The sequence below is a fragment of the Salinimicrobium maris genome (genome assembly GCF_049680855.1).
Classification (GTDB): domain Bacteria; phylum Bacteroidota; class Bacteroidia; order Flavobacteriales; family Flavobacteriaceae; genus Salinimicrobium.
The window spans coordinates 732,012-758,062 of sequence record NZ_JBMPGS010000002.1 but is presented as its reverse complement, the minus strand read 5'-3'; the positions used below and the strand labels follow the sequence as shown (position 1 = coordinate 758,062).

The following is a 26,051-nucleotide window of genomic DNA, read 5'->3' as shown; positions in this document are numbered from 1 at the left end:
TAGAATAATTTCTAAGCTCCTATTTTTGGAGCCTTATTATATAAAGAAGCCCGGTAATTTTTTACCGGGCTTCCTTAATCAGTGCTAATTAATAAAAGGTTCAACCTTTTTTATAGGTGAATTACTTCGCCGTAAGCATCAGCCACAGCTTCCATCACCGCTTCACTCATAGTTGGGTGCGGATGGATTGCTTTTAATACTTCGTGCCCTGTAGTTTCTAATTTTCTTCCAAGAACGGCTTCAGCGATCATATCTGTCACTCCCGCACCAATCATGTGGCAGCCCAGCCATTCTCCATATTTTGCATCAAAGATTACTTTTACAAATCCATCTGGAGTTCCTGCGGCTTTGGCTTTTCCGGAAGCTGAAAATGGGAATTTCCCGACTTTCAATTCATATCCGGCTTCTTTCGCCTGCGCTTCGGTCATTCCAACAGATGCAATTTCAGGAGTCGCATAAGTACAACCGGGGATGTTTCCGTAGTCAATGGGTTCAACATTCATTCCGGCTATTTTTTCTACACAGGTAATTCCTTCCGCAGAAGCAACGTGCGCTAAAGCAGGCCCAGGCACTACATCTCCAATAGCATATATGCCTGGTACATTTGTTTGATAATAATCGTTTACGATAATTTTATCACGGTCTGTCTTAATGCCTAAGTCTTCAAGACCTATATTTTCAAGGTTCGATTTGATTCCAACCGCAGAAAGAACGACATCTGCCTCCAGAGTCTCTTCACCTTTCTTGGTTTTCACCTTGGCTTTTACTGTTTTTCCCGCAGTGTCTACACTCTCAACAGAAGAATTTGTCATCACCTTAATTCCCGCTTTTTTGAAGCTGCGTTCAAATTGCTTTGAAATGTCTTGATCTTCAAGGGGTACAAGGTGTGGCAAAAATTCAACGATAGTAACTTCGGTTCCCATTGCATTATAGAAGTGTGCAAATTCAACGCCTATGGCTCCAGATCCTACTACGATCATCTTCTTAGGCTGTTCTTTAAGGCTCATTGCTTCACGGTAACCAATTACTTTCTTACCATCCTGCGGAAGATTGGCAAGTTCACGCGAGCGAGCTCCGGTGGCAATAATGATATTATCTGCCTGGTATTCGGTTGTTTTATCGTTCTTATCTGTAACGTCGATCTTTTTACCGGATTTTAGTTTTCCAAAACCTTCAATCACATCGATCTTGTTCTTTTTCATAAGGAATTGAACCCCTTTGCTCATTCCGTCTGCCACTCCACGGCTACGTTTAATTACCGCGCTAAAATCCTTATCTGCATTTTCCAGCTTCAGGCCATAATCTTCAGCATGATTAAGATAATCAAAAACCTGGGCGCTTTTTAGAAGTGCTTTTGTAGGAATACATCCCCAGTTAAGGCATACTCCGCCGAGATTTTCTTTTTCTATTACTGCGGTTTTGAAACCCAGTTGTGAAGCTCTAATGGCTGTCACGTAGCCTCCCGGGCCACTTCCTAAAACAATGATATCGTATTTACTCATAGTTGAATATTTGTAACTGAATTGAACAGCGAATTTAAGGAATTAAACCATAAACAGAAAGCCCGAAAGAGGCTTAGAAGCTGACTTTAAAAAGAAAAGGGAAAATCATACGATTTTCCCTTTCAAAAATGGTGTTTTATAACCGGATTCTTCCGGAACTTTTTGTCTATTCTACCGCCGGAATATTTATATCTTTTACTTTCATGGCAGACATTACTTCTTCATAGCTGGAAAAATCAACGCTCGCATCGTTGGCAATACCGGCAGGAATAATTGCAATTCGAAAAACTTGATCATCTGTATAAGAACTGTCCAAAGTAGACAGGTCAACATCTCCATCCAAATAAATATAGGTGCTGAAAAATGTATAATCATAGTTATATTGCATACTTCCGCCGCCATCAACATAATATACCTGTGGTAACAAACTCCAGATTTCTACGGGTTGACCATCCACCTGTCCGTCTTCGCCTGTCTTCATATAGACAAGGACAACGTCGGTTTCAAATACCTCTTCGGAAGTGTAATCTGAATATTCTACTTCAAAACCATAGCCGTTTCCTTCTGTAAAATCATCTGCAGCAACATCAAAGACAACTCCTATAAGTCCGTCATCACCCGGAGGCCCTGCAGGTCCCTGAGGTCCTCTTTCCCCGTCATTTGAACAGGAGGTGAAGGTAAATATTGCTATTGCGAAAAGTGGTAAGAATTTTTTCATTATTTATCATTTTTAGGTTCAAAATCTATACTTGCCGAATTTACGCAGTAGCGTTGTCCGGTTTCTGTTGGCCCGTCGTCAAATACGTGGCCCAAATGGCTACCGCAGTTTGCGCAAAGAATTTCTGTGCGAATCATTCCAAAACTCTTATCCTGGACGTATTCAATGCTGCCTTCTATGGCGTCGTCAAAGCTTGGCCAGCCACAATTACTTTCAAATTTTTGATTGTCTTCAAACAATTTGTTGCCACAGGCTGCACATTTATATTCCCCGTCTTCAAAATGCAGATTGTATTTTCCGGTATGCGGAGCTTCAGTTCCTTTTTTACGCAGGATCCTGTACTGGTCATCACTTAATTTCTCCCGCCACTCGGCTTCGGAATATTCTATGGGATATTTCTTTTGCATAGATAATTTTTGTTTTTAAAGTAGCAAATTGGCTACAGATTTTCTCTTAAACAATTTGTAAAATGGTGATTACTCCTTATTCTCAGCAATAAAATTCATTGCCACTCCATTAATACAATGTCTTTTACCTGTGGTTTCACGAGGACCATCATTAAAAACATGCCCCAGGTGTCCGCCGCATTCAGCGCAAATTACTTCTGTTGCGGGAAAACCACCGGTTCGATCGGGGCGGTAAGCTACGTTTTCTTCGGCTACAGGGCGGTCAAAACTGGGCCATCCCGTGCCGCTGTCAAACTTATTTTTTGTTTTATAAAGTTCGTTTCCGCAGGCTGCACAAACAAAAGTACCAGGTTCACTCACATAGTTAAGTTCACTCGAAAATGCCCTTTCGGTACCACTTTTTCGCAGCACCTGGAATTCGGCACTACTTAAATCCTTTTTCCATTCTGCTTCAGATTTATGGACGGGAAATTTTACTTTTTCTGCTTTTTTCTGCTGTGCATTCGTATTGCAGCTAAAGGTCATGATGGCCACTAATATCAAGGTAATCTTTTTCATCTCCAATTTTTCTATTGTGGAGCAAATACTATACCATAAGAAAATCAATGATCTTGTTAATAACTTTAGAATCTCCTAAAATGCGGCGATGGCCCAACTTTTCTGTTATGAAAAGTTCTCCTTTTTCCAGGTGTTCGTTTATTTCGTATGCGCAATTTACTTTCACGTCCACATCATTTTTATCGTGTACAACGAGAGTGGGGATGTGGACACCTTCAGCAGATACGGCACCGGATAAGTTATCCATATCCTCTCCAAATTTCGTGTCAAAATATTTTTTCATTTGCCGTGCCACCTCATCATTCAGTTTCATATTATGGGCGAACTCGTGCGTTATGTGAGTGATGCTGTTTGCTGTACCTATGATCACCAGTTTGTTAATATCAAAGCCATCTTTTACAGCTTTTAAGGAAGCCATGCCACCGAGGGAATGGGCAATGGCAGCTTCAAATGGGCCATATTTTTTATCAAGAAAATGAATAGATTCTATAAAGAAAGGCATCATACTCATCTTACCAGAAGCTTTTCCATGTGCAGGCGCATCAAAACTTACAACGCTATAACCGTTTTTAAGCAGTTCTTTAGCTATCATAGCCAGTTGTGTGCCACGGCCACTCCAGCCATGTACAAGTAAAACTTTTTTAGGAGAGTTCCCGTAATGATATATTACAATTTCCCGATTAATGGAGGGGACCATCATTTTTTCCTGCCTGCTCTCTTCATCCATCTCTTTTTCTCGCTTCGGAAGTTTGTAACGAAATGGCGTTAAAAAAAGTTTGGCCGCAAAACGACTGGCTAAAAATGGGGAAATAGCGGTAAGAATTTTTCCCGTATATAATATGTAGGAGGGGACAAGCAACCGTTGCACGGGCGTGTTGTCTTTCTTTTCTTTGGTCATGTGAAGTAAAAATGGAATAAAGTGCCAAGATAAGTAAATAGTGACTGTTATTGAAGAGTGACTATAGGCTTTTAACAAATTTGGCTGCATTTTTGTTAAAGCTACTTTAAACCTCCGTGGGGAGCAAAGACTAATTAGTAACTTTAACAAAAAATAGACATCGATATGAAGCTTAAAAGAGTATCCCTTATACTAAGTTTTCTTGTACTCGTAATGGCTTGTAAAACCAATCCATTTACCGGGGAGAAGAACTTGAACTTTGTTTCTAATTCTCAAATATTTCCTGCATCCTTTCAACAGTATGAAGAGGTGCTGGCACAAAACCAGGTAATTACCAATACTCCGGAAGCACGTATGATTGACCGGGTAGGGCAAAAAATAGCCACAGCAGCCGAGCGATATCTTAATGCCAACGGCTACCAGGGTTACCTCAATGAATACGCATGGGAATATTCTTTAATAAAAGACGATGACCAGGTCAACGCATGGGCTATGCCTGGAGGAAAAATAGCATTTTATACAGGGATCATGCCTATTGCGCAAACTGAAACTGGTGTAGCAGCAATTATGGCTCACGAGGTGGCGCATGCCCTTGCAGATCATGGTGCTCAACGTATGAGTGCTGCACAGTTACAGCAGGTAGGTGGTGCGGTGCTTGGTGCAGCAGTTGGTGGACGAAGTGAGAGTACCCAGCAAATTATTGGACAAGCCTATGGTTTAGGTAGTCAATATGGAGTGATGCTTCCATTTAGCCGAAGTCACGAATCTGAAGCAGATCGCATTGGTCTCACACTTATGGCAATGGCCGGTTATGAACCCGAAGAAGCGGCTAACCTTTGGAGAAGGATGCAACAGGAAACCGGTGGACAGGCTCCGCCAGAATTTTTAAGTACGCACCCTAATCCCCAGACAAGAATAGATAATATTGAAGAATGGGCGCCACAGGCAAGAGCCGAAGCTCAAAAATTTGGAGTGACCTCCTTTAGAAGAGATTAGTTTAATTTGTAGTTAACCGAAAAGTCATATTTTAGAGCTGCCCTCTTGGGCAGCTCTTTTAATTTCCAAATATGAAACAACTCCCGAAAGGAAGCAAAAAAATACTGAATGCCTGGGCCTTTTATGATTGGGCAAATTCTGTTTACAGCCTTGTGATCGCTTCAGCCGTATTTCCCATTTTCTACGGCGCCTTAACGATCTTAAAAGATGAATCAGGCAACACAATTGATGATACGGTGCGGTTTCTTGGCTTTGATTTCAATAACGACTCGCTCATAAGTTACGTGACTGCCGGTGCTTTTTTAGTGGTTTCTATTATTTCTCCCTTTCTCTCGGGAATAGCAGATTATGTAGGGAATAAAAAGAATTTCCTGAAGTTTTTCTGTTATCTTGGAGCTGTCTCCTGCATTGGGTTGTATTGGTTTAATCTCGAAAACCTTTGGTTCGGACTGCTCTGTTATTTCCTGGCGCTCATAGGTTTTTGGGCGAGTCTGGTTTTTTATAATTCATATCTTCCGGATATCGCTTTTCCGGAGCAACAGGATAAAGTCAGTGCGAAAGGTTTTTCTCTTGGATATATTGGAAGCGTGATCCTGCTGCTCATTTGTTTAATAATGATCATAAAACACGAATGGTTTGGCTTTGAAAATGCCGATTTTCCCACTCGTTTTTCTTTTGTCCTTACCGGAGTCTGGTGGATAGGTTTCAGCCAGATCACTTACCATTATCTTCCGAAGGGGAACAGGAAGCAACGACTAACCAATGATGTTCTTTTTAACGGTTTCAGGGAACTTAAGAAAATATGGATTTCTCTCAAGCACAATTTGCAGTTAAAAAGATATTTAGGCGCCTTTTTCGTATACAGTATGGCGGTGCAGACAGTCATGCTGATCGCCACCTATTTCGGAATTGAAGAAATTGACTGGAGCGGGCAAGATGCGACCATGGGCCTTATTATAAGTATTCTTCTCATTCAGCTCGTGGCGGTTGCAGGGGCGATTTTGACTTCCCGCATTTCAGCTAAACTGGGAAATATAAATACGCTGGTGCTTATAAATGCCATTTGGATCGCCATTTGTATTTTCGCTTATTTTGTGACCACGCCTGTTCAGTTTTATATAACTGCAGGTTTTGTAGGGCTGGTTATGGGAGGTATCCAGGCACTTTCAAGATCTACTTACTCTAAAATGTTGCCCGAAAATGCCATTGATACCGCCAGTTATTTTAGCTTTTATGACGTTGCAGAGAAAATTGGAATTGTGATAGGTATGTCTTTGTATGCATCGATTGGGCAGGCAACGGGGAGTGTTAGGTATTCGATCATGTTCCTGGGTTTGTTTTTTCTTGTTGGTCTTATTCTTTTATTACGGGTACCCGGCAGAAATATAAAAACAAAAAACCTCTAACGAAGAGCGGCAGAGGTTTTTAGAAAGGCTTTGAAAATTACCTTTTTGACACTGAACCGGAGCCGGAAGTTTTGAAATCCTGCTTTTTGGGATTGCCATTATAAGTAATGTCTCCAGAGCCGGTCACTGTTGCTTTTAGTTCATTCGAGGCACTCAGTTCAATATCACCAGAACCTGATACTTGTGCCCGAACGTTTTCTGCATTCAAGCCATAAGCCATAAAATCACCAGAACCGGTTACGGAGCATTTAAAATTCGTGGTTTTTCCTTTGAGAGTAATGTCGCCAGATCCTGTAATTCCGCCTTCCACAGTTTCCGAAAAAAGATCCAGACTTATATCACCGCTTCCTGTTACACGAACATCAAAATTACGGGATTTTATCCTGTCTGTACTGTTAATGTCTCCAGAACCTGTGAGGGATACTTTGTTGAGCGTTTCAAAAGGAACAGTAATAGTAACATCATGATTTCTGGAGGGCCTTAAACTAATTCCTTCTTCAACCGAAATTTTTAGGCGGTCTCCGGTAACTTCTGTGACGATGTGCTCTAGTAAATTACTTTCGGCTTCTACATCGATTTCCCCTTCTTTTCCTGCTACTAGTCTTACGTCCATTGAACCCTGCAAGGCTACTTCATCATAATTTGACACATTTCTATTTTGCGTGGTCATATTGCCGTTTCCTTCCACCTTTTTACTGTTCCTCCACCATTGTGCATTGGCAGCCTGAAAAGATAACATGAGAATGGCTATTGTAAAAATTAGTTTTTTCATTGGTTTCGTTTTTAATTGATGATTGTCTTAATTTGTAAAAGTTACACTTCCATAACTGGAGTTTATTTTGACAGATCCTCCTGAAGTGCCTGATAAATGATAGCCTTCATAAAAATTATCTGAGCCAGATTGTCTTCTTTTATTCACCTGGAATTTCTCATTTCCTTCAATTCCTTTTACTCCGCCGTAGGAAGTTTTTATTTGGAAGTTGAAAGCGGTGTTTCTGTCATAGCCAATTTTTACCGAAGTATAATCTGTTTCGATATCCACTTGTTGAACTCCATTCATAAGCTGTTCAATTGTAAGTGACCCATAATCCATTTCAAGGCCGAGTGTATTATAGACCGATCCTATCTTGATGCCTACATAATCCCCCTGTCCTTTTAAATTACGAAGTTTTTCAATATACACACCACCATAATCACAGTTAAAGCGGATATTTTCTACTTTTCCTATCCGGCTGTCCGTGTAATCTGCACTAAGTTCCAAAGTGCCTGCCTCGTCAATTGTATATTCGGAATAATCGGCATTTATTTTTCCGCGTTTCATGTAATTGATGGTGCTATTCCTGGTATAATCAAAATTTAAAGAATTGTTTTCTCCCATGAGCTCACCAATAATGATTCTCCCATAGTCACAGTTGATGCTAGCATTACCTTCCAGCCTGTCCAATCTTATATTTCCGTAGTCATTGGAGAGATCTACGCTGTTTTTAACCGGAGCTTTAATGGTATAATTAATTTCCATACTTACATTGCTGCTGCCTCCAAAAAGTTCACTCCACCAGGACCTGTCCTGTCTTTCAAAATGAGTTTTAGCGCTCACCTGGGAAGAAGAAGCATTGAATTCTACATCAATCTCTCGTAACTTTTGAATCACTTTTTCCTCATCATTGCCATTGGTTTTGATCACTACCTCAATCTCAATACGGTTTTGGTTCCAGGTGGTCACATCTACGTTGCCATAGCTGTTGCTTACCCGTAACAGGGCATTGGGAGAAACATTGTACTGCTTTGTGATTTTCTTTTCCTTAGTGTACCTTCCGTTAAAATCATTTCCTGCCAAACCTACGAAGGGGACAAGAAAGAGCACAAAAAGCATCTTAAAGTATATTGTTCTCATGGTGTGTGTTTTTAAGTTTGTTTATATTATTCACTTTTTCTAAAACGTTGTTCAACAGGTCAATTCTTCTTTGGAAATTGGTAATCATGGCAGAGATAACTCTTTTATCCTGGCCACTGTTCGAAAGATCTGTCTTTAATTTTTCATAGTCTTTTTCAAGTATTTGCAGCTGTTTTAGCGCATCTTCTATAACAGCAGCCGTCTCTGGTGTTTTTTCCTGCTGAAGGTTATACAATTCTTTGGATATTACCGAAGAATAAAAATCTTGAGTTGTCTTCATTTCAGTTGAAACACTCGCGAGGCCATCTTCGCGGTTCAGCTGATTGCTATATAGTTTTTGAAAAACAAGGAATGCTATTAGAAGGCTGGCTGCAATTGAGAGTGCCGGACCCCATAAAGAAATCACTCCCGAAGTTCTAATTTTCTTTCTGGAGCGCTGCTGAAGCTTTTCCTCAAACCTCTTTTCATGACCTTGAGAAGGCTCAGCAACATCGAAGTCCAGGGAACTGAAAAGTTCTTCTATATTGTCATTTTTCATAGCTCAGTAATTTTTTCCGAAGAGCTTCCTTAGCTCTTGAAATGGTTGTTCTGCAATTGGCATTTGTAAGTTGCATGATTTCACAAATTTCCTCATAATCGTAGCCTTCTATTAAATGAAGGGTAAGAATGAGACGGTAATTTTCCTTTAATGAATCCATGGCTTTTAAAATCTGCTGCACTTTTGGATTTGATTCTTCTTCACCGGAAAAACCATAAGAATCTTCTTCTGCAGCATTGTTCAATTGATCATTATACGAAACCTCCTGGTGCCTGGATTTTTTATTAAAGGCATTAATGCTTCGGTTTATCACTATTTTCTTGAGCCATGCGCCAAAGGTAGAGGTGCCTTTAAAAGAATCCAGCTTTGAAAAAGCTTTTAAAAAGGATTCCTGCATAATGTCTTCTGCTTCCGCAGAATCTTTTACTATTCGAAAAGCCGTGTTATACATGGCTTTATAGTACTTGTTATACATCCTCATTTGCGCTCTTTGGTCTCCCAAATGGCACTGTTCCAAAAGCTCGTCGATATTTGTGGTGGTTAGTGTCAATTTATCCCTGCTTTACTATAAAGATAGATGAGAATCAAGATTGTTACAGTTTTAAGGAAATTTCTTTTTCTTTTTTTGGTTTGTGTTGGCATAACAATTGAAGAAATGCTGTGCAAGCCTACTGTAATCATGCATTTTGTGAGAGATATGATGATTTAGAGGTCGGCAGAAAATGATTTACAATAAACTGCAATGACAGTTTGACTTAAATAAAGATATGGCTAAAACAAAATTCACAAGTTTTGACAGTATGTCATTACAGGGAATAGATGAAGATGCAGAATTAATTCCTTTGATGACTCCAGAAGATGAGGAGGAAATAAATAAGGAAAACCTACCGGATGTACTACCAATACTTCCATTGAGAAACACCGTGCTGTTCCCGGGAGTGGTAATTCCTATTACTGCGGGAAGAGATGCCTCTATCAAGCTCATCAACGAGGCTAATAATGACAGTAAAGTTATAGGTGTAGTTTCTCAAAAGGATGAAAAAGTTGAGAACCCCGGGGTAAACGACATTAACAAAACGGGAGTGGTCGCGAGAATTCTTCGGGTGTTAAAAATGCCCGATGGAAATACGACTGTTATTATTCAGGGAAAGAAAAGATTCAAGGTTGCCGAAGTAATTTCGGAAAAACCTTATTTGAAAGCGAGCATCACCGAAGTACCCGAAGCTCGTCCTGCAAAGGATAATGAAGAATTTGCAGCCATTATAGAATCTATAAAGGAGCTTTCTCTTGATATCATCAAGAACAGTCCTAATATTCCTTCAGAAGCTTCTTTTGCAATTCAGAATATTGAAAGTCCGTCGTTTCTTATCAATTTTGTGTCTTCCAACATGAATCTTTCTGTAGAAGACAAGCAGAAACTTCTGGAGACCAATGATCTTAAAGAGCGAGCCCTGGCTACTTTGAAATTCATGAATATGGAATTTCATAAACTGGAGCTTAAGAATGATATCCAGTCCAAGGTGCAGAGTGATATGAGCCAGCAGCAGCGGGAGTATTACTTACACCAGCAAATGAAAACCATCCAGGAAGAACTTGGCGGGGTTTCGCATGAAGGCGAAGCAGAGGAAATGAAAGCCCGCGCGAGGAAGAAAAAATGGGATGAGGATACCAAAAAGCATTTTGACAAAGAACTTTCAAAGTTGCAGCGAATGAATCCGCAGGTCTCTGAGTATTCTATTCAAAGGAATTATCTTGACCTTTTTCTTGATCTTCCGTGGAATGAATTTAGTAAAGATAAATTTGACCTAAAAAGGGCACAACGCATTCTTGATCGGGATCATTATGGACTGGAAGATGTCAAGAAACGCATCATCGAATATCTGGCGGTACTTAAGATCAGGAATGATATGAAGTCGCCCATTCTATGTCTTTACGGGCCTCCGGGAGTGGGTAAAACCAGTTTAGGTAAATCTGTAGCCGAAGCATTGGGGCGCGAATATGTACGTATCTCTCTGGGAGGTTTAAGAGATGAAGCTGAAATAAGAGGGCATAGGAAAACTTATATTGGAGCCATGCCGGGAAGAATTATTCAGAGTCTTAAAAAGGCCGGTACAAGTAACCCGGTATTTGTGCTTGATGAGATCGATAAATTAAGCGTTGGGCACAGCGGAGATCCCTCTTCGGCACTTTTAGAAGTATTAGACCCGGAGCAGAACAGTGAATTCCATGACAATTTCCTTGAAATGGGATTTGATCTTTCTAAAGTGATGTTCATTGCAACAGCAAATAATCTTTCTACCATTCAGGCGCCGTTAAGGGACCGTATGGAGATGATCAATGTGACTGGTTACACCATTGAAGAAAAAGTTGAAATAGCCAAGCAGCATTTGCTTCCAAAGCAGTTAAAAGAGCACGGACTTACCAAAGAAAACCTGAAAATTGGCAAGAAACAGCTTGAGAAGATCGTGGAAGGTTATACGAGGGAATCTGGAGTGAGAAGCCTGGAGAAACAGTTGGCGAAAATGGTGAGATACGCTGCCAAAAACATCGCCATGGAGCAGGAATATAATATTAAGGTTAAAGATGCCGATATTCTTGAGGTTTTAGGTAGTCCAAAACTTCAAAGAGAAAAATATGAAGACAATGAAGTTGCCGGTGTGGTAACTGGTCTTGCCTGGACACAGGTTGGCGGTGATATTCTTTTCATAGAGTCTATTCTTTCTAAAGGAAAAGGGAATTTAAACATTACCGGAAACCTTGGAAAAGTAATGAAAGAATCGGGGACGATTGCTCTTGAATATATTAAAGGAAATGCTGAGAGTTTGGGAATTGATCCCGATATGATCGAAAAATACAATGTGCATATTCACGTACCCGAAGGTGCTACACCAAAAGATGGCCCAAGTGCCGGAATTACAATGCTTACCTCACTTGTTTCGCTTTACACCCAGAAAAAAGTAAAAGAGAATATTGCAATGACGGGTGAAATTACCTTGCGTGGTAAAGTTCTGCCGGTTGGCGGCATAAAAGAAAAGATCCTTGCGGCAAAAAGGGCACATATTAAGGAGATTATTCTTTGCGAGGAAAACAGGCGCGATGTGAAGGAGATTAAAGATGAATATCTTGACGGATTAACCTTCCACTACGTCAAAGAGATGGGGGAAGTTATTAAACTTGCCATTACAGATGAAATGGTGAAGAATCCCAAACAGTTATAGGATAACTAAACATAGAGCTCCGGAAAATTCCGGAGCTTTTTTTTTGCTTAGGTTCCAAAAAGGGGATTTGATATAGAGATTCTGGAGCGTATATTTCAAATATAAATCTGAAACCTTTTGAACTTTCTACACACCGGAAAATTTGTAGCAAGTACATTCTTCAGTTTATTTTTATCTTTGCCGCCGGGTGAGCATATTGTTCAGATTAAAAGTAACAAATATGTTTTTCAGCTGATATTTTTAATTAATATGAAAAAATAGCTCGCTATAATCCTCTTTTTGAATACTCCCGCTGCGGAGATTAAAACTTCTGAAATTGAAAAAAATCACTATTGCCATTGACGGCTTTTCTTCTACGGGTAAAAGTACAGTAGCTAAACAACTGGCTAAAAAACTGGGTTATGTTTACGTAGATACGGGTGCTATGTATCGAGCGGTGACGCTGTATGCGCTCAAAACAGATTATATTAGTAAGAATTCCTTTGATGTTGACGGCCTTGTAAAGGCTCTTCCGCAAATAAAGTTGCGATTTGTCTTTAGTAATGATGCAGGCTTTGCAGAGATGTACCTGAACGATGAAAATGTGGAAAGGGAAATAAGACAAATGGAAGTTTCAGAATTTGTGAGCCTGGTGGCAGCAGTTCCACAGGTGCGAGAAATGCTTGTAGCGCAACAGCAGGAAATGGGCAGAGAAAAAGGCATTGTGATGGACGGTCGCGACATTGGAACAGTTGTTTTTCCCGATGCAGAACTTAAGGTTTTCATGACTGCTTCTGCTGAAGAACGTGCGCAACGCAGGTTTAAGGAGCTACGCGAAAGGGGGGAAGAGGTAACTTATGAAGATGTGCTTGAAAATGTGCAGAAAAGAGATCTCTTAGATACAACACGCGAAGATTCCCCGCTTGTAAAAGCAAGTGATGCAAAGGAAATTGATAATTCGCATCTCACTTTAGAAGGTCAGTTTGAAAAGATCCTTCAGCTTTACAATAATGCAATAAACAATTAGCAATAACTGGTATTCATTAAAAATGCTTGTTTATTATTGTTAATTGCAAACGGCTGTATTTCCCTCAGAATCAATTTTCTGATAATTATTTTCTGATAATTGAATATTGTAGAAAATAGTTGTATTTTTGCACTCCTTTTAGCGATAGTTGGAAGATTAAAAGGACTGAAAATCAATATTATAAACACTTCTGTATTCTTTTATTGCAAAGTTTCTTCCGAAGAATATGGGATACAAACTAATAATCAGCAATGGCTGAAGAAAACACAAACAAAGAAGTTCAGGAAGTAGCCGGAATGGATACTGCGTCTCAACCTGAGACAGTTGAACAACAGCAAAACCCTGAGCAATTCTTAAAAGAATTCAACTGGCACAATTACGAAGAAGGAATTGATCCTATCGACGATCAAAAGCTGGAAGAGTTTGAGAAGCTTGTAGCAGAGAATTTCGTTGACACGCTAGATGACGAAGTTACTACAGGTAAAGTAATCAACATTACCGATCGTGATGCGATCATCGATATCAATGCAAAAAGTGAGGGTGTGATCTCTTTAAATGAGTTCCGTTACAACCCAGATCTTAAAGTTGGAGATGAAGTTGAAGTATTGATTGATGTTCGTGAAGATGCTACAGGTCAATTGATCCTTTCTCACCGTAAGGCGCGTGTGATCATGGCTTGGGACCGAGTGAACAAAGCTCATGATGAAAGTCTTATCGTGAATGGATTCGTTAAATGTCGTACCAAAGGTGGTATGATCGTTGACGTTTTTGGAATTGAAGCTTTCCTTCCAGGTTCGCAAATCGATGTGAAACCAATTAGGGATTACGATGCATATGTAGGAAAAACAATGGAATTCAAAGTGGTTAAGATTAATCATGAATTCAAGAACGTTGTTGTATCTCATAAGGCACTTATCGAAGCTGATATTGAAGAGCAGAAAAAAGAGATCATTGGGCAGCTTGAAAAAGGTCAGGTACTTGAAGGTACTGTTAAGAACATTACTTCTTACGGTGTATTCGTTGACCTTGGAGGTGTTGACGGACTTGTTCACATTACAGATCTTAGCTGGTCAAGAATTAACCATCCAAATGAGATCGTTGAACTTGATCAAAAACTGAACGTTGTTATCCTTGACTTTGATGAGGCTAAAACAAGAATTCAGTTGGGTCTTAAACAATTGAGTAAACACCCATGGGAGGCTCTTGACGAGAACCTTAAAGTTGGTGATAAAGTAAAAGGTAAAGTAGTTGTGATCGCAGATTACGGTGCATTTATCGAAGTTGCAGAAGGTGTTGAAGGTCTTATCCACGTTTCTGAAATGTCATGGAGCACGCACCTGCGTTCAGCTCAGGATTTCGTAAATGTTGGTGATGAGGTTGAAGCTCAAATCCTTACTTTAGATCGTGAAGACCGTAAAATGTCTCTAGGTATCAAGCAATTGACTCCAGACCCATGGACAGATATCACTTCTAAATATCCTGTAGGTTCAAGACATACTGGTATCGTTCGTAACTTTACTAACTTTGGAGTATTCGTAGAACTTGAAGAAGGAATTGACGGACTTATCTATATCTCTGACCTTTCATGGACTAAGAAGATCAAACATCCAAGTGAATTTACTAACGTAGGTGATAAGCTTGACGTAGTAGTTCTTGAGCTTGATGTTGAAGGACGTAAATTGAGTCTTGGTCACAAACAAACTGAGTCTAACCCTTGGGATAAATATGAAGCTGAATTTGCTGTAGGTACTACGCATACTGCTGAAATTTCTGAGATCGTAGACAAAGGAGCGACTATTGACTTTAACGAAGATATCACTGCTTTTGTACCGCAACGTCACCTTGAAAAAGAGGATGGAAACAAATTGAAGCAGGGAGAATCTGCAGAGTTCCAAATCATTGAATTCAATAAAGAATTTAAACGTGTTGTAGCATCTCATACTGCTATCCACAGAGAAGAGGAGCAACAAATCGTAAAACAGGCTGCTAAGAAAGCTGCACAAAACGACAAAACCACCATTGGTGATGTAAATGCAGATCTACAAGCGCTTAAAGATAAAATGGAAGGAAAATAATTTCTGAAATTTCGCTTTAGCGAAAGAACTTTATCTTAATAATAAGAACCTCTCCAGAGCAATTTGGAGGGGTTTTTTTATGTTTTTTTGGTCAAATGTTTTGGCGAAGTTTTGACATTTTTGAACTTGTTCGGTTTTCCTGAAAGCATTATCTTCAGGAAAACTTCTGGAAAATGATAAAATCAATTCTTCTTGTAAACCGGCCCAAAGGAAAACCTTCTTTAGATGATTTTAAAATCATTGAAGAAGAGGATCCGCAGGTGTCTGAAGGGGAGATTTTTTTAAAGACCCTCTATGTTTCTGTAGATCCTTACCTGCGCGGTAGAATGCGTGATGAGGAATCTTATATTGAGCCTTTCAAGCTCAACGTACCGATGGAATCCATGATAGTTGCAGAGGTGATGGAATCCATGAACGGAAATTTTAAAAGGGGCGAGCTCCTTAGCGGAATGTTAAAATGGAAGGAATATCAAACCAGTAAAGGAACCGGATTAAACAAAATTGATATTACCCGCCAACCCACGGCATACCTTGGAATTTTAGGACTGACTGGTTTAACCGCATTTTTGGCACTTGAGAAAATAGGAAAGCTGAAGGAAGGGGAGACGTTGCTGGTTTCAGGTGCAGCAGGAGCAGTGGGCTCTGTGGCTGGTCAAATAGGAAAGATTAAAGGCTGTAAAGTTATTGGTATCGCCGGGAGTTATGAAAAAATTGATCATATTCAAAACAAGTTCGGGTTTGATGGAGGCATCAATTATAAGACTACTAAAAACATGAAAGAGGCTATTGCAGAAGCCTGCCCCAATGGTGTAGATGTATATTTTGATAATGTTGGCGGAGAGATCCTTGATGCTGCCATAGCTAATATTAACAAAGATGCCCGTATTATAAATTGCGGCGCGATTTCAATATATAATAAAACCGAAATTCCCACGGGACCCAGATATGAAGGTACTCTTATTAAGAAAAGTGCTTTGATGCAGGGATTTTTAGTGCGGGATCATGTAAAAGATTTTGGTCCGGCTGTAAAACAACTGGCAATTTGGATGGAGGAAGAGAGATTAATCTATGACGAAACTCTGCAGGAGGGGTTCGAAAAGATTCCGCAGGCATTTCTGGACCTGTTCGAAGGAAAAAATCATGGTAAAATGATTGTAAAGGTATAAGTTTTCTTCCTGAAAGTTTTTTATTAGAAAAGAAGTCTAAAATGTCATTTTTGACTAATCTTCTTCAGCAGGAACTGCCGAAACGATCCCCTGTGCCTGTGATTTTCTTTGCATGTATACCTCATTTAGCTTCTTGATGTGACTGTCCATTTCTTCAGAAACAATTTTCAGCCGTGAAACATAGGTTTTTAATGATTCGGGATCAAGGTCATACTCTTCTATTGCAGTTGTAAGGCCCAACATGTTCGCCACTGGTTTTCTTATAACGTGAGAAATGTCGAAAAGAATTTGCTCCAGCGTGTTCATATATTCTTTTCGTTCTGTAATGTCCTGAAAAGTACCGTGCCATATCATGGCGCCATCTTCTTTACGTTCGGGCTTTGCATTTGCCCAATGCCAGGAAATATCACCGTCTTCAGAAACCACCCTGTATTCCTGACTCCAAGGCGAAAGATTTGCAAACGACGCTTCCAGGCTTTTTTGTAGCGGCCCTACATCATCGGGGTGAACGACTTCAAAGCAAATAGTGGCATCTGTTTTAAGTGCTTCCATGTCCAGTTCCGGATGGATTTCTGCAAAACCCTGGCTAAGAAACGGAAAGAACATTCTCCCATCCTTTTCCATTTTGAGCTGAAAGAGGGCTCCCGGAGCATAATTGGTAAGTTTTCTGAGTTTTTCTGCCTGCATTTCCAGTTGATCGCCCTGAATGGCCAGCATCTTACTAGTTTCCAGGTAATTCATCACCCTTTTTGCAAGAAGCTGCAAAGCAATTTTTTGACTTTCAGAAATAGTACGAGGTTTACTGTCAATGATAGAAAGCGTGCCCAGCACATTTCCTTTTGTAGTTTCAAGAGGGGCGGCGGCATAAAATCGAATATGCGGATTTCCCAAAACAAAAGGATTGTCTTTAAATCTTACGTCATTAAGAGGGTCTTCTACGACCAGGACTTCTTTGGGATTATCCAGGGTATATTGACAAAATGAGGTATCTCGTGCAGCCTCTTTTATATCTATCCCTATTTTTGATTTGAACCACAAGCGTTTATTATCAACCAGGGATACTAATGCAATTGGAGTATCGCAAATTGCAGAGGCAATTGCTACCAGTTCATCAAGCTCTTGCTCGTAGGGAGTATCCAGGATTTTAAAATCTTCAAGCTCTTGCAGCCTTGCCTCTTCACTCATTTCTTTGAAATTGGGAAAGTACAGTAATAAAAAAAGACTTTTGTTTAACTTTAAAAGTGCTAATCTATATAAAAAACTGGAAACGTGCGAGTTGTATAAGGTGAAAATTTATATTTTTTTACAAATATTTAATACCTGATATTTTTTAGACAGGAAGTAGAAAAGAAATTGAACCCGTTGTAAGAAGTTATTAAAAGCCAGGGTTTAATTTTTAATTAAGGCAAAAAAAATATCCGGAAAATGCCATTTTCCGAATATTTAGATTTATTGATATTGTAAGCTTTGTTCTTAGAGTTTTAATCCTTTAGCAACTTTACATTTATTGCGTTAAGTCCTTTTTGTCCCATTTCGGTTTCAAAAGTGACTTTATTTCCTTCAGTAATCTCATCTTCAAGACCGTTCACGTGAACGAAAATACTTTCCTGATTTCCGAGATCTTTAATGAAACCGTATCCTTTTGATTCATTAAAGAAAGTCACGGTACCTTTCCTAATCAGGTCTTCAGGCTCTACCTCTTCTCTTTTTGCTGCACCAAGCTGGATATCTTCAGCTTTGATTTTCTTCTTTTTAGCAGGATCTGGTGGCGTATCTGTCAAATGCCCATTCTCATCGACATAAACAAGCATGTCCTCCAGGCTTTTACCTTTATCAGAATTTGCTTTACGCTCTTTCCTTTTAAGTTCTTTCTCCTGCTTCTTTTTTAGCTTTTTCTTTTCTTTTTCTTTTTTATTAGAGGTTTCCTGTGATCTACCCATGTACGTTTATTGGTTTATTTTATATGTGTTACTGCAAAAAGGTGCAGTTCCTGAAGAAGTTTTTTACATCAACCTGATACAAAGATAATTAAATTAATTGTTCTTTCCGAAAATCAGGTAATTCATAAATTACTGAATTTAAGCCCTTCTTCTTTGGCGGTTGCGATTCCCCTGCTTCTTTTGGGCGGCCTGTGGGGCTGCATTTTCATCAAGCGGAAAAGGGTGTCCCTGTACCACCGGAATTTTTATCGCGGCCAGCTTTTCAATGTTTTTAAGATCGGGTCTTTCTTCTGCGGCGCAAAAAGAAATCGCTATCCCATTATTTCCTGCCCTACCTGTACGACCTATACGATGTACGTAAGTCTCTGGAACATTGGGAAGGTCAAAATTGAATACGTGTGTGAGTTCATCTATGTCTATCCCGCGCGCGGCAATATCTGTTGCAACCAGCACGTTCAGTTTACCATTTTTAAAATTTTTCAAAGCATTCTGGCGGGCATTCTGGCTTTTGTTTCCATGAATGGCTGCCGATTTAAAATCTGATTTGCTAAGGAATTTTGCCACTTTATCAGCTCCATGTTTGGTACGTGTAAAAACCAGGGCGGTGGAAATTTCGTTTTCTGCAAGCAGGTGCAAGAGAAGTTTTCGTTTATCGGGTTTATTAGTAAAATAAACGCTTTGATTAATTTTATCTACCGTTGATGATGCGGGAGTAACTTCCACTTTGGCAGGATCTTTCAAAAGCATATTCGCCAGACTCTGGATTTCTTGTGGCATCGTAGCCGAAAAATACAAGGTTTGCCGTTTTGCCGGAAGGTTTTTGATGACCTTTTTTACATCATGAATAAATCCCATATCAAGCATACGATCGGCTTCATCCAGAACGAAAATCTCGAGCTGGTTCAATTTAATAAAACCCTGGTCCATAAGATCCAGAAGCCTTCCCGGAGTTGCGACAAGAATATCTACACCTTGTTGTAATTTTTTTACTTGTGGGACTTGGGAAACACCTCCAAAAATAACCGCATGAGAGGGTTTTGTGTATTTTCCGTAAGCGGTAAGGCTTTCTTCAATTTGTATTGCTAATTCTCTTGTTGGAGTTAAAATAAGTCCTTTAATTCCCTTTTTTGGATTCTTTTGAGCATCCAGAAGCTGTAAAAGCGGAATTCCAAAGGCAGCTGTTTTTCCGGTGCCTGTTTGTGCTACCCCCAGCAAATCTCTTCCCTTTAATACCAAAGGAATGGATTGTTGCTGAATAGGTGTAGGATTGGTGTATCCCTGGGCGTCTAAAGCTTTCAGGATAGGTTGAGTTAATTCTAAATTTTTAAATGACATTCATTATATATAAAATGCTAAAAAAGACGTTGCATTTTCTGAATCAGCGGATTTGATTTTTGCTTTCTAAACCGGCTTACAACCTGCCGTTTTTTCGCGTAAAGAAGAACGCAAATATAGCGTTTTTAATTAAGGAATAATTTGGAAAGAATTATTGTGGAAACTCGCGTTCAAAATACCTTTTTTGGATATGCACCGGATTCCTTTTCTGGTTATGCAAAACAAGTGCCACAATTATATGTGGGAAGTAGATCCTCCTGTCTTCTTCGAGAGGAGGTTTTTACGTAAATATTCTTCGGAAAAAACACAGCTCTATATTTAGTCTTATCTTTGCCCTATAAATTTTGTATATGTTATTTGAAGATCTTTCTCTTTCTCAACCAATTCTACAGGCAGTTTCTGAAGCAGGGTATAAAAGCGCTACACGAGTACAGGAAAAGGTAATTCCTGAAGTTTTACGACGGAATGACGTTTTGGCCAGTGCTCAAACCGGAACAGGGAAGACCGGTGCCTTTGCCATACCATTGCTCCAGCTTTTGAACAAGAAATTGACAGGTATAGTGAAAAACCGCAAGCTCGAGGTGCTTATTCTTAGCCCTACGCGTGAACTGGCGGTACAGATAGAAGAGAATATCAAAACTTATGCAAAACATACTGAGGTAAAGTCGGGCGTTGTTTTTGGTGGCGCTTCCATGCAGCCTCAAATAGATATGCTCAAGAACGGGCTGGACATTTTGGTTGCTACTCCGGGTCGTTTGCTTGACCTGAGGAAACAGGGATACATCAATTTGGATGAAGTTTCTGTACTTGTACTTGATGAAGCCGATTTAATGCTGGACATGGGTTTTATAGATGAGGTTCAAAAAACCATTCATTTGTCACCAAACCTGGAGCAGCGGCTTATGTTTTCGGCAACCATACCGCACAAAGTAGAATATTTAGCGAAAACACTATTGCAGAATCCTGTGAGGATTGAGGTGGATCAAAATTCTTCAGCAGCGCCAGAAGTTGTTCAAAAGCTTTACATGGTTCCAAAGCCTCAAAAGATCGAGCTGCTGCTTCATGTAATGAGAAATGTGGTGAAAGAGGGCTCTGTGTTGGTCTTCCGAAGAACAAAATTTGGAGTAGAAAAAGCGCTTGACTCACTACTCAAAAATGGCTTTAAAGCAGAAGCTTTGCACGGGAATAAAAGCCAAAGCAACCGTTCTTTGGCACTTAATCATTTTAAAAATAAAGAAGTCAAGATTTTAGTAGCTACAGATGTCGCCGCCCGCGGACTTGACATTGACCTGCTCGATTACGTGATCAATTTTGATATTCCAAACCTTCCAGAAGTGTATGTTCATCGTATTGGCCGTACCGGTCGTGCCGGGAATGTGGGGGCTTCAATTTCTTTTTGTAGTGTAGATGAGCGGGAATATGTAAAAAATATTGAGAAACTTTTGACCGACAAAATTCCTGTAGAAGAAAACAATCCGTATCCGCTAGATAAAGATGCGACTCCACAGGTACATCGTAAAAAAGGAAGTAAACATAAAAAAGGCAGAAAGGGCAGCGGTTCTAAATCAAAAAAGAAACGTTGGTATTAAGTAAATTTCTAGCCTTGTAAAAAGCTTTCAAGGGCGACCTATAAAACGTCAGTACTATTTTTTATTTGAACTCCATGTCTCGCAAAAAAGGTTTTTGCGGCTACAATTTCTGCATGATTTCCTGTAATGAGATTTCTGGATTTTCCATTTTTCAGGCGCAGACTGAGTCTTTTTCTGCCCAGAACATTCTTTTCTTTCAGGGAATCAATCTCATTACAGCTCAATTCTTCCGCAGCACTTAATTTCAGAAAGAGGAAGTACGATAAAACCAGTGAGGTAATACCAAGAATAATCCAAATGAAGGCCATCATTGCAAAATGATCATTTGAAAGCTTGGAAAGAAAAAGCAGGGAATTAATAAAGGTGAGGACCACCATTGTTCTCACCAGGAAATACTGATTTTTTGCTCCGTCGTTAATTTTTATGGTGTTTTTACTTTCGTTGTATGAGATCTTCATGAAATAGAGATACGTAAGAGGAGCAATGTAAAATTATTTTATTATTATCTGGTATTTGTCCAGCAGTCCGCTAATATTTTCAGTAGAAAAACGTGCTTTTTTTATCCTGTTGATTTCCGGGTCAATGGAGAAATTGAAAGAAGTTTGAAGGGAGGCGCTTTCCAGATTAGTATTGCTGAAAATTGCGCCGCTAAAATCGCATTTTTGAAAGTCTGCTCGTGTAAGATCAGTTTCAGAAAAATCAACCTGCTCCAGTTTGCAGCCGTGAAATTTTGTTCCTTTAATTTTTAGTTTATAAAAGGAGGAAAAGCTGAGAAGGCATTCTTCAAAATTAAAAGAGAGAAGGAAAGCGGTACATTCGTCAAATTTCAATCCCAGCATTTTGCAGTTTTTAAAACTTACATCCCGGAATGAAGTACCTCGCAAAATCACATTGCTTAGATCACAGTTTTCGAAATTACATTCAGAAAAAGAGCTGCCGGTGAAATTACTTCCTGCAAAGATACAGTTCGAAAAAAGGCAATTTTCATATTCTTTTTCTTCTAGCTGTTCTTCAGAAAAATTTTTCATGCTGTACTCTTGATCTTCTATAAAATCCTTGTGCATTTCGATAATTAAAATGTAGGTTGATCTGCTTTGCGCCGTAAAAATACTAATCCTTAGTATAGATAGGATTCAAAAATGCAATTTTTTTAAGGAAATTTTTTAGGAATTGTCTTACATTTTTTCACAATTAATTACATTTTTTTGTAGGGGCCACAGGCTTTGTTTTGAATATCTTTAAAGAAAGAACCTATTGTGAAAAACCCTTATATCTACCAAAAATCTGTTGCTGTTATAATCCTAATTCTCATAGCTATAACAGGATTTTCTTGCGATAAAGATCGGCCTGTTGATAAAGCCGAAATTTCAGAAAAAACTATGGAAAGTGATTCCATCGCTGTGAAGGAGCCGCTGGCGAAAGTTAAGGAAGAGCCAAAACCAGTCATTACATATCATGTAGACAGTCTTGCCACAGCTGCAGATGTGGATAGTTTCAATACAAGATATTCTGAAGCTCAAAAAAAGATGATCTTTGCCCTCAATAGGATGGATGCCTGGCGAATTTCTCCCGGCGCTAAGATTGTTGTTCCAGACTCTCTTTCAGAAGATTTTCTTACATATTCACCATTTCCGGAAGTTCTGGAAATTCTGGATTCTATTCCTAAAGCAATTCTTATTAACCAGAGGGTGCAGGGCATCGCGTTATATGAAGATGGAGAATTGATTCACTGGGGGCCTACAAGCTCCGGAAAGCAAAGCACACCAACTCCAAATGGACTTCATTACGGAAATCACAAATCTAAGAGAAAAGTGAGCACTGTCAACCCAGATTGGATACTGCCATACTATTTCAATTTTATGAATTTTGAAGGAGTGGGAGTACACCAATATTCAATGCCCGGATATCCTGCAAGTCACGCATGTGTACGTCTTTTAATGGAAGATGCAAAATTCATTTATGATTGGGCCGAGCAATGGAAACTTAATGACAACAGGCAGGTAATTTTGCAAAACGGAACTCCATTTATGGTTTTTGGGGAATATGATTATGAAAATCCTTCGCCACCATGGCTACGCATGGCTGAAAATTTAGAAGATAATTTCCTCAATGAGGATGAACTGGATACTCTAGAAGCATATCGCCAGCGTTATTTTCAGGACGCCAGAAATTTCAAAAAGGCAGAGGAGCCTGAAGCTGAGCTTTCAGTGTAGCTTGATACAACTACTCGGCAACCAGATACGCGACACAATTTCCTAATTCAAATTTTAAAGTTGTAGGACCAAGGTCTTCTGCTAACTGAATTTTGCCGTTCACACGAATTTCTTTAAACCCGCTAATGGTAAATTCTTTTGTTTTTCTATTGTAGACAATCTTATCTGCCTGGGCGATTTCTACAATAGAGGTGGAGAATTGTACATTTCCCTTTAGCTCCAAAATCTGGCTTTTAGAATCAAAACTGGAAGAATCTCCTGAAAAAGATATATCCCATTGCTTGTTGTGCAGCTCAGGAAAACTGGGTAATTCCTGTTTAGGAAATTCCTGTGTCACCTGAAATTCCTGGGCATAAATCCCGGAACAAAAAAACAGCGCTCCCAACAAAAGTAAAATTCTCATAGCATGATATTTGAAGTGCTGCTAATGTATTAAAATTTCTTTAATAAACTTCTTTTGAAGGGGAAATCGTATGCATTTTTCAAAAAATAGATCAATCCGGAAATAAAAAATAGCGGCATTTTTTCAAGCATTGTTTTTGTAATTGCAGATTCAAAAATGACATTTCCAGAAAGAATTCTTTTTTAGAATTCCAGAGCCGAGATAACTTCCAGTGTAATGGTATGCCCAATGCGCTCTTCAATTTTTTCTTTGATCTCCTCCATTTGTTCAGATCCCATGATGGTGGGGCCTACAAGTTTTACAGACACCATAAAACTAGACCCATATCTCACTTTGACATCCCTTAAAATGACTCCTTCTATATTAGCGCCTTCAAGTTGCCGGGTAATTTTGGCTTCTTCATTGATTCTGTTAAAAGATAACGAGAGCGGGATCATCACAAGTGCAATAATAATGAAGGTGTATACTAAACCTGCCCGGGCTCTTTTAAAAGGTGCGAATCCAAGGACGAGAAAGGTAATTCCTGCAAACATGATGATGCCTGAAAGGTTGGTAAGATAGAGCAGAATAGCTCCCGAAAATACCTCCCAGTCCGTCCAACCCAGCCCTACACCTGCAACTGCCAGGGGTGGAACCAAAGCAACTGCAATGGCAACTCCTGCCAGGCTTTTGGCAATTCCTTCTTTGGCGTGAGCGTAAGCTGCAGCTATTCCCGAAGCAATGGCGATGCCCATGTCCAGGAGGGTAGGAGAAAGGCGGTCGTTCATTTCTTCAGTGATAACTTTTAAAGGAATGATAAGGCTTACACCCGCTGAAATTAGAAGGGAAACCACAGTACCGATAAGAATGGTAATAATGCCCTTTTTGAGTAGGTTCACGTCATAGCGTACCATACCCATAGAAAAAGCCACAATTGGAGAGATAATGGGCGCCAGGATCATTGCCCCAATAATTACAGGAGAAGAATTAGCAAATAACCCGAAGGTTGCGATGAGGGTGGAGAGAATCATCATTACGGTAAAAGGAGCCGTGGCTTTGGAATTCTCTCTTAAAATTTTGAACAAATCCTGAAATTCTTCTGTAGTTGCTCTCGGAAGAAAAGGCAATGTGCGCCGGGCAAGTTCCACCCGTTTTTCACCGGTTGGTAAACGATCAATTTTTATGCTTTTTTTCTCCCCGTTACTTTCTTCTTTGCTGTGATAGATACTGGGTTGACTTAAACTAATAGCTTCGGCCTGTAATTGGAGATTTATTGTGGTGCAGGTTATTTTTTGTCCATCAACGGTAAATTCTACTTCCGAAGGATGGGTGATCTTTAAATTATTAGTTTTAATACTTCCTATGAATGAGGGAAGTTGACGCACTTTTTGATTACTGGGCACAAGACTTTTTAATAAAAACCAAATAAGTTGCAGCAGGTTTTGTGGAGAGAGTATAAGCACGTAAAACATACCGTCATTCAGCGGACTTTCAGGAATGAGGGTTTTTGCGACTACCGAATTGCTTGGGTGCTCTACCACAATTAAGCCAAGAGCAGAAGTTTGAATGAGCTTTTCACCATCTATCTCTAAAGTGAAGGAACGGTGACTAAGACCTGAAACCTTTCTTATATTACTAAAGAAGCTAACCACCTGCGAAAAGAAATTTTTACTCTTTCTTCTTTCGGTAAGGATAAATACGTTTCCTATGTTGACAGATTGCAGTACGGGAATCCCGTTGCAGTAAAGCAGGTCAAGTTTTTCTTTTTCTTCGGAATGGAGAATATCCTCCACCGCTTTTTCCAGACTTTCTGCAATTCCCAGTCCTTTACTGGTAAAGATAAGTTCGGGGTGAGGAAGAATGCCCACGCACCAGTCGTTCTTGGCTGCCATGGGAAGAAAAGTTCTCATATCTTCATCACTTAAAAAAGTAAGGACCACGTCATCTTTTTCAGGAGCAACTTCTGAAAGTTCTGAAAATGCAACAGGGTTGTAATTGGAATCCTTCAGCAGGGGAATTACTTTGTTTTGAACTTCTTCGTGATATTTGGACTGGTGAAGTATGTAAAGCATAAATTTATTTTAGCGGCTAATGCTACTGCAATATACTCTTTTCACCCACCTTTTGAAACGTCAATTATGAACAAGTTTGCGATAGTAAAATGGGGTTCATGCTTCAGGTTAAATAAAAAAAATAGTACTTTTGTGTTC

Annotated in this window: 24 protein-coding genes; 8 read left to right on the top strand and 16 right to left on the bottom strand. The window is 39.6% G+C overall.

Annotation, left to right across the window (positions count from 1 at the left end):
* Positions 1–110 precede the first annotated feature (110 nt).
* The 5 genes from lpdA to ACOV1Q_RS08940 all read right to left on the bottom strand — a co-directional run bounded on the left by lpdA (position 111) and on the right by ACOV1Q_RS08940 (position 4,083).
* Entirely contained in the window at positions 111–1,502 is a 1,392-nt protein-coding gene (lpdA, locus tag ACOV1Q_RS08960) for a dihydrolipoyl dehydrogenase (protein WP_424494058.1), read from the bottom strand.
* Positions 1,503–1,668: 166 nt separating this feature from the next.
* Entirely contained in the window at positions 1,669–2,220 is a 552-nt protein-coding gene (locus ACOV1Q_RS08955) for a collagen-like protein (protein WP_424494057.1), read from the bottom strand.
* Positions 2,220–2,627 carry a peptide-methionine (R)-S-oxide reductase MsrB gene (gene msrB / locus ACOV1Q_RS08950; RefSeq protein WP_424494056.1) on the bottom strand — a complete coding sequence of 136 codons (408 nt, stop codon included), beginning with the start codon at positions 2,625–2,627 and terminating at the stop codon, positions 2,220–2,222. Before msrB (ACOV1Q_RS08950) ends, ACOV1Q_RS08955 begins: the two co-directional genes overlap by 1 nt.
* 69 nt (positions 2,628–2,696) lie before the next feature.
* A complete protein-coding gene (gene msrB / locus ACOV1Q_RS08945; protein ID WP_424494055.1) occupies positions 2,697–3,185 on the bottom strand; it encodes a peptide-methionine (R)-S-oxide reductase MsrB in 489 nt (162 codons plus the stop codon).
* A 28-nt stretch (positions 3,186–3,213) separates the two neighbouring features.
* Positions 3,214–4,083 carry an alpha/beta hydrolase gene (locus tag ACOV1Q_RS08940; RefSeq protein ID WP_424494054.1) on the bottom strand — a complete coding sequence of 290 codons (870 nt, stop codon included), beginning with the start codon at positions 4,081–4,083 and terminating at the stop codon, positions 3,214–3,216.
* A gap of 165 nt (positions 4,084–4,248) precedes the next feature.
* Here ACOV1Q_RS08940 and ACOV1Q_RS08935 point away from each other — a divergent pair, with 165 nt between their 5' ends.
* Together ACOV1Q_RS08935 and ACOV1Q_RS08930 are read left to right on the top strand one after the other, a co-directional pair.
* Positions 4,249–5,079 carry a M48 family metallopeptidase gene (locus ACOV1Q_RS08935; protein WP_424494053.1) on the top strand — a complete coding sequence of 277 codons (831 nt, stop codon included), beginning with the start codon at positions 4,249–4,251 and terminating at the stop codon, positions 5,077–5,079.
* 71 nt (positions 5,080–5,150) lie between these two features.
* A complete protein-coding gene (locus tag ACOV1Q_RS08930) occupies positions 5,151–6,485 on the top strand; it encodes an MFS transporter (RefSeq protein WP_424494052.1) in 1,335 nt (444 codons plus the stop codon).
* Positions 6,486–6,522: 37 nt separating this feature from the next.
* On the opposite strand, the gene ACOV1Q_RS08925 is transcribed toward ACOV1Q_RS08930, so the two are convergent.
* The 4 genes from ACOV1Q_RS08925 to ACOV1Q_RS08910 are packed head-to-tail and all read right to left on the bottom strand — an operon-like array spanning position 6,523 to position 9,467.
* Positions 6,523–7,257 carry a head GIN domain-containing protein gene (locus tag ACOV1Q_RS08925; protein WP_424494051.1) on the bottom strand — a complete coding sequence of 245 codons (735 nt, stop codon included), beginning with the start codon at positions 7,255–7,257 and terminating at the stop codon, positions 6,523–6,525.
* A 27-nt stretch (positions 7,258–7,284) separates the two neighbouring features.
* A complete protein-coding gene (locus ACOV1Q_RS08920) occupies positions 7,285–8,379 on the bottom strand; it encodes a hypothetical protein (protein ID WP_424494050.1) in 1,095 nt (364 codons plus the stop codon).
* On the bottom strand, positions 8,360–8,917 hold the full coding sequence (locus tag ACOV1Q_RS08915) for a DUF4179 domain-containing protein (RefSeq protein WP_424494049.1): 558 nt from the start codon (positions 8,915–8,917) through the stop codon (positions 8,360–8,362). Before ACOV1Q_RS08915 ends, ACOV1Q_RS08920 begins: the two co-directional genes overlap by 20 nt.
* On the bottom strand, positions 8,907–9,467 hold the full coding sequence (locus ACOV1Q_RS08910) for an RNA polymerase sigma factor (protein ID WP_424494048.1): 561 nt from the start codon (positions 9,465–9,467) through the stop codon (positions 8,907–8,909). The genes ACOV1Q_RS08915 and ACOV1Q_RS08910 overlap by 11 nt, the downstream gene beginning before the upstream one ends.
* Before the next feature lie 217 nt (positions 9,468–9,684).
* Here ACOV1Q_RS08910 and lon point away from each other — a divergent pair, with 217 nt between their 5' ends.
* The 4 genes from lon to ACOV1Q_RS08890 all read left to right on the top strand — a co-directional run bounded on the left by lon (position 9,685) and on the right by ACOV1Q_RS08890 (position 16,382).
* A complete protein-coding gene (gene lon, locus ACOV1Q_RS08905) occupies positions 9,685–12,135 on the top strand; it encodes an endopeptidase La (protein ID WP_424494047.1) in 2,451 nt (816 codons plus the stop codon).
* Between the two features lie 316 nt (positions 12,136–12,451).
* Positions 12,452–13,141, top strand: coding sequence for a (d)CMP kinase (gene cmk / locus ACOV1Q_RS08900; protein ID WP_424494046.1), 690 nt, complete (start codon positions 12,452–12,454; stop codon positions 13,139–13,141).
* 251 nt (positions 13,142–13,392) lie between these two features.
* On the top strand, positions 13,393–15,216 hold the full coding sequence (rpsA, locus tag ACOV1Q_RS08895; protein WP_424494045.1) for a 30S ribosomal protein S1: 1,824 nt from the start codon (positions 13,393–13,395) through the stop codon (positions 15,214–15,216).
* A gap of 173 nt (positions 15,217–15,389) precedes the next feature.
* Entirely contained in the window at positions 15,390–16,382 is a 993-nt protein-coding gene (locus tag ACOV1Q_RS08890; RefSeq protein ID WP_424494044.1) for an NADP-dependent oxidoreductase, read from the top strand.
* 54 nt (positions 16,383–16,436) lie between these two features.
* On the opposite strand, the gene ACOV1Q_RS08885 is transcribed toward ACOV1Q_RS08890, so the two are convergent.
* The 3 genes from ACOV1Q_RS08885 to ACOV1Q_RS08875 all read right to left on the bottom strand — a co-directional run bounded on the left by ACOV1Q_RS08885 (position 16,437) and on the right by ACOV1Q_RS08875 (position 19,657).
* On the bottom strand, positions 16,437–17,567 hold the full coding sequence (locus ACOV1Q_RS08885) for a GAF domain-containing protein (protein WP_424494043.1): 1,131 nt from the start codon (positions 17,565–17,567) through the stop codon (positions 16,437–16,439).
* Positions 17,568–17,863: 296 nt separating this feature from the next.
* Entirely contained in the window at positions 17,864–18,322 is a 459-nt protein-coding gene (locus tag ACOV1Q_RS08880) for a cold-shock protein (RefSeq protein ID WP_424494042.1), read from the bottom strand.
* Between the two features lie 138 nt (positions 18,323–18,460).
* A complete protein-coding gene (locus ACOV1Q_RS08875; protein ID WP_424494041.1) occupies positions 18,461–19,657 on the bottom strand; it encodes a DEAD/DEAH box helicase in 1,197 nt (398 codons plus the stop codon).
* Between the two features lie 350 nt (positions 19,658–20,007).
* Between ACOV1Q_RS08875 and ACOV1Q_RS08870 the strand changes: the two genes are divergently transcribed.
* Complete coding sequence (locus ACOV1Q_RS08870; protein ID WP_424494040.1) at positions 20,008–21,246, top strand: DEAD/DEAH box helicase; 1,239 nt, start codon at positions 20,008–20,010, stop codon at positions 21,244–21,246.
* Positions 21,247–21,284: 38 nt separating this feature from the next.
* On the opposite strand, the gene ACOV1Q_RS08865 is transcribed toward ACOV1Q_RS08870, so the two are convergent.
* Positions 21,285–21,704, bottom strand: coding sequence for a hypothetical protein (locus tag ACOV1Q_RS08865; RefSeq protein WP_424494039.1), 420 nt, complete (start codon positions 21,702–21,704; stop codon positions 21,285–21,287).
* A gap of 33 nt (positions 21,705–21,737) precedes the next feature.
* Positions 21,738–22,310, bottom strand: coding sequence for a pentapeptide repeat-containing protein (locus tag ACOV1Q_RS08860; RefSeq protein WP_424494038.1), 573 nt, complete (start codon positions 22,308–22,310; stop codon positions 21,738–21,740).
* Between the two features lie 192 nt (positions 22,311–22,502).
* Here ACOV1Q_RS08860 and ACOV1Q_RS08855 point away from each other — a divergent pair, with 192 nt between their 5' ends.
* Complete coding sequence (locus ACOV1Q_RS08855; RefSeq protein WP_424494037.1) at positions 22,503–23,459, top strand: L,D-transpeptidase; 957 nt, start codon at positions 22,503–22,505, stop codon at positions 23,457–23,459.
* A gap of 10 nt (positions 23,460–23,469) precedes the next feature.
* On the opposite strand, the gene ACOV1Q_RS08850 is transcribed toward ACOV1Q_RS08855, so the two are convergent.
* Complete coding sequence (locus ACOV1Q_RS08850; protein WP_424494036.1) at positions 23,470–23,862, bottom strand: hypothetical protein; 393 nt, start codon at positions 23,860–23,862, stop codon at positions 23,470–23,472.
* A gap of 182 nt (positions 23,863–24,044) precedes the next feature.
* Entirely contained in the window at positions 24,045–25,913 is a 1,869-nt protein-coding gene (locus ACOV1Q_RS08845; RefSeq protein WP_424494035.1) for a DUF389 domain-containing protein, read from the bottom strand.
* Positions 25,914–26,051 lie beyond the last annotated feature (138 nt).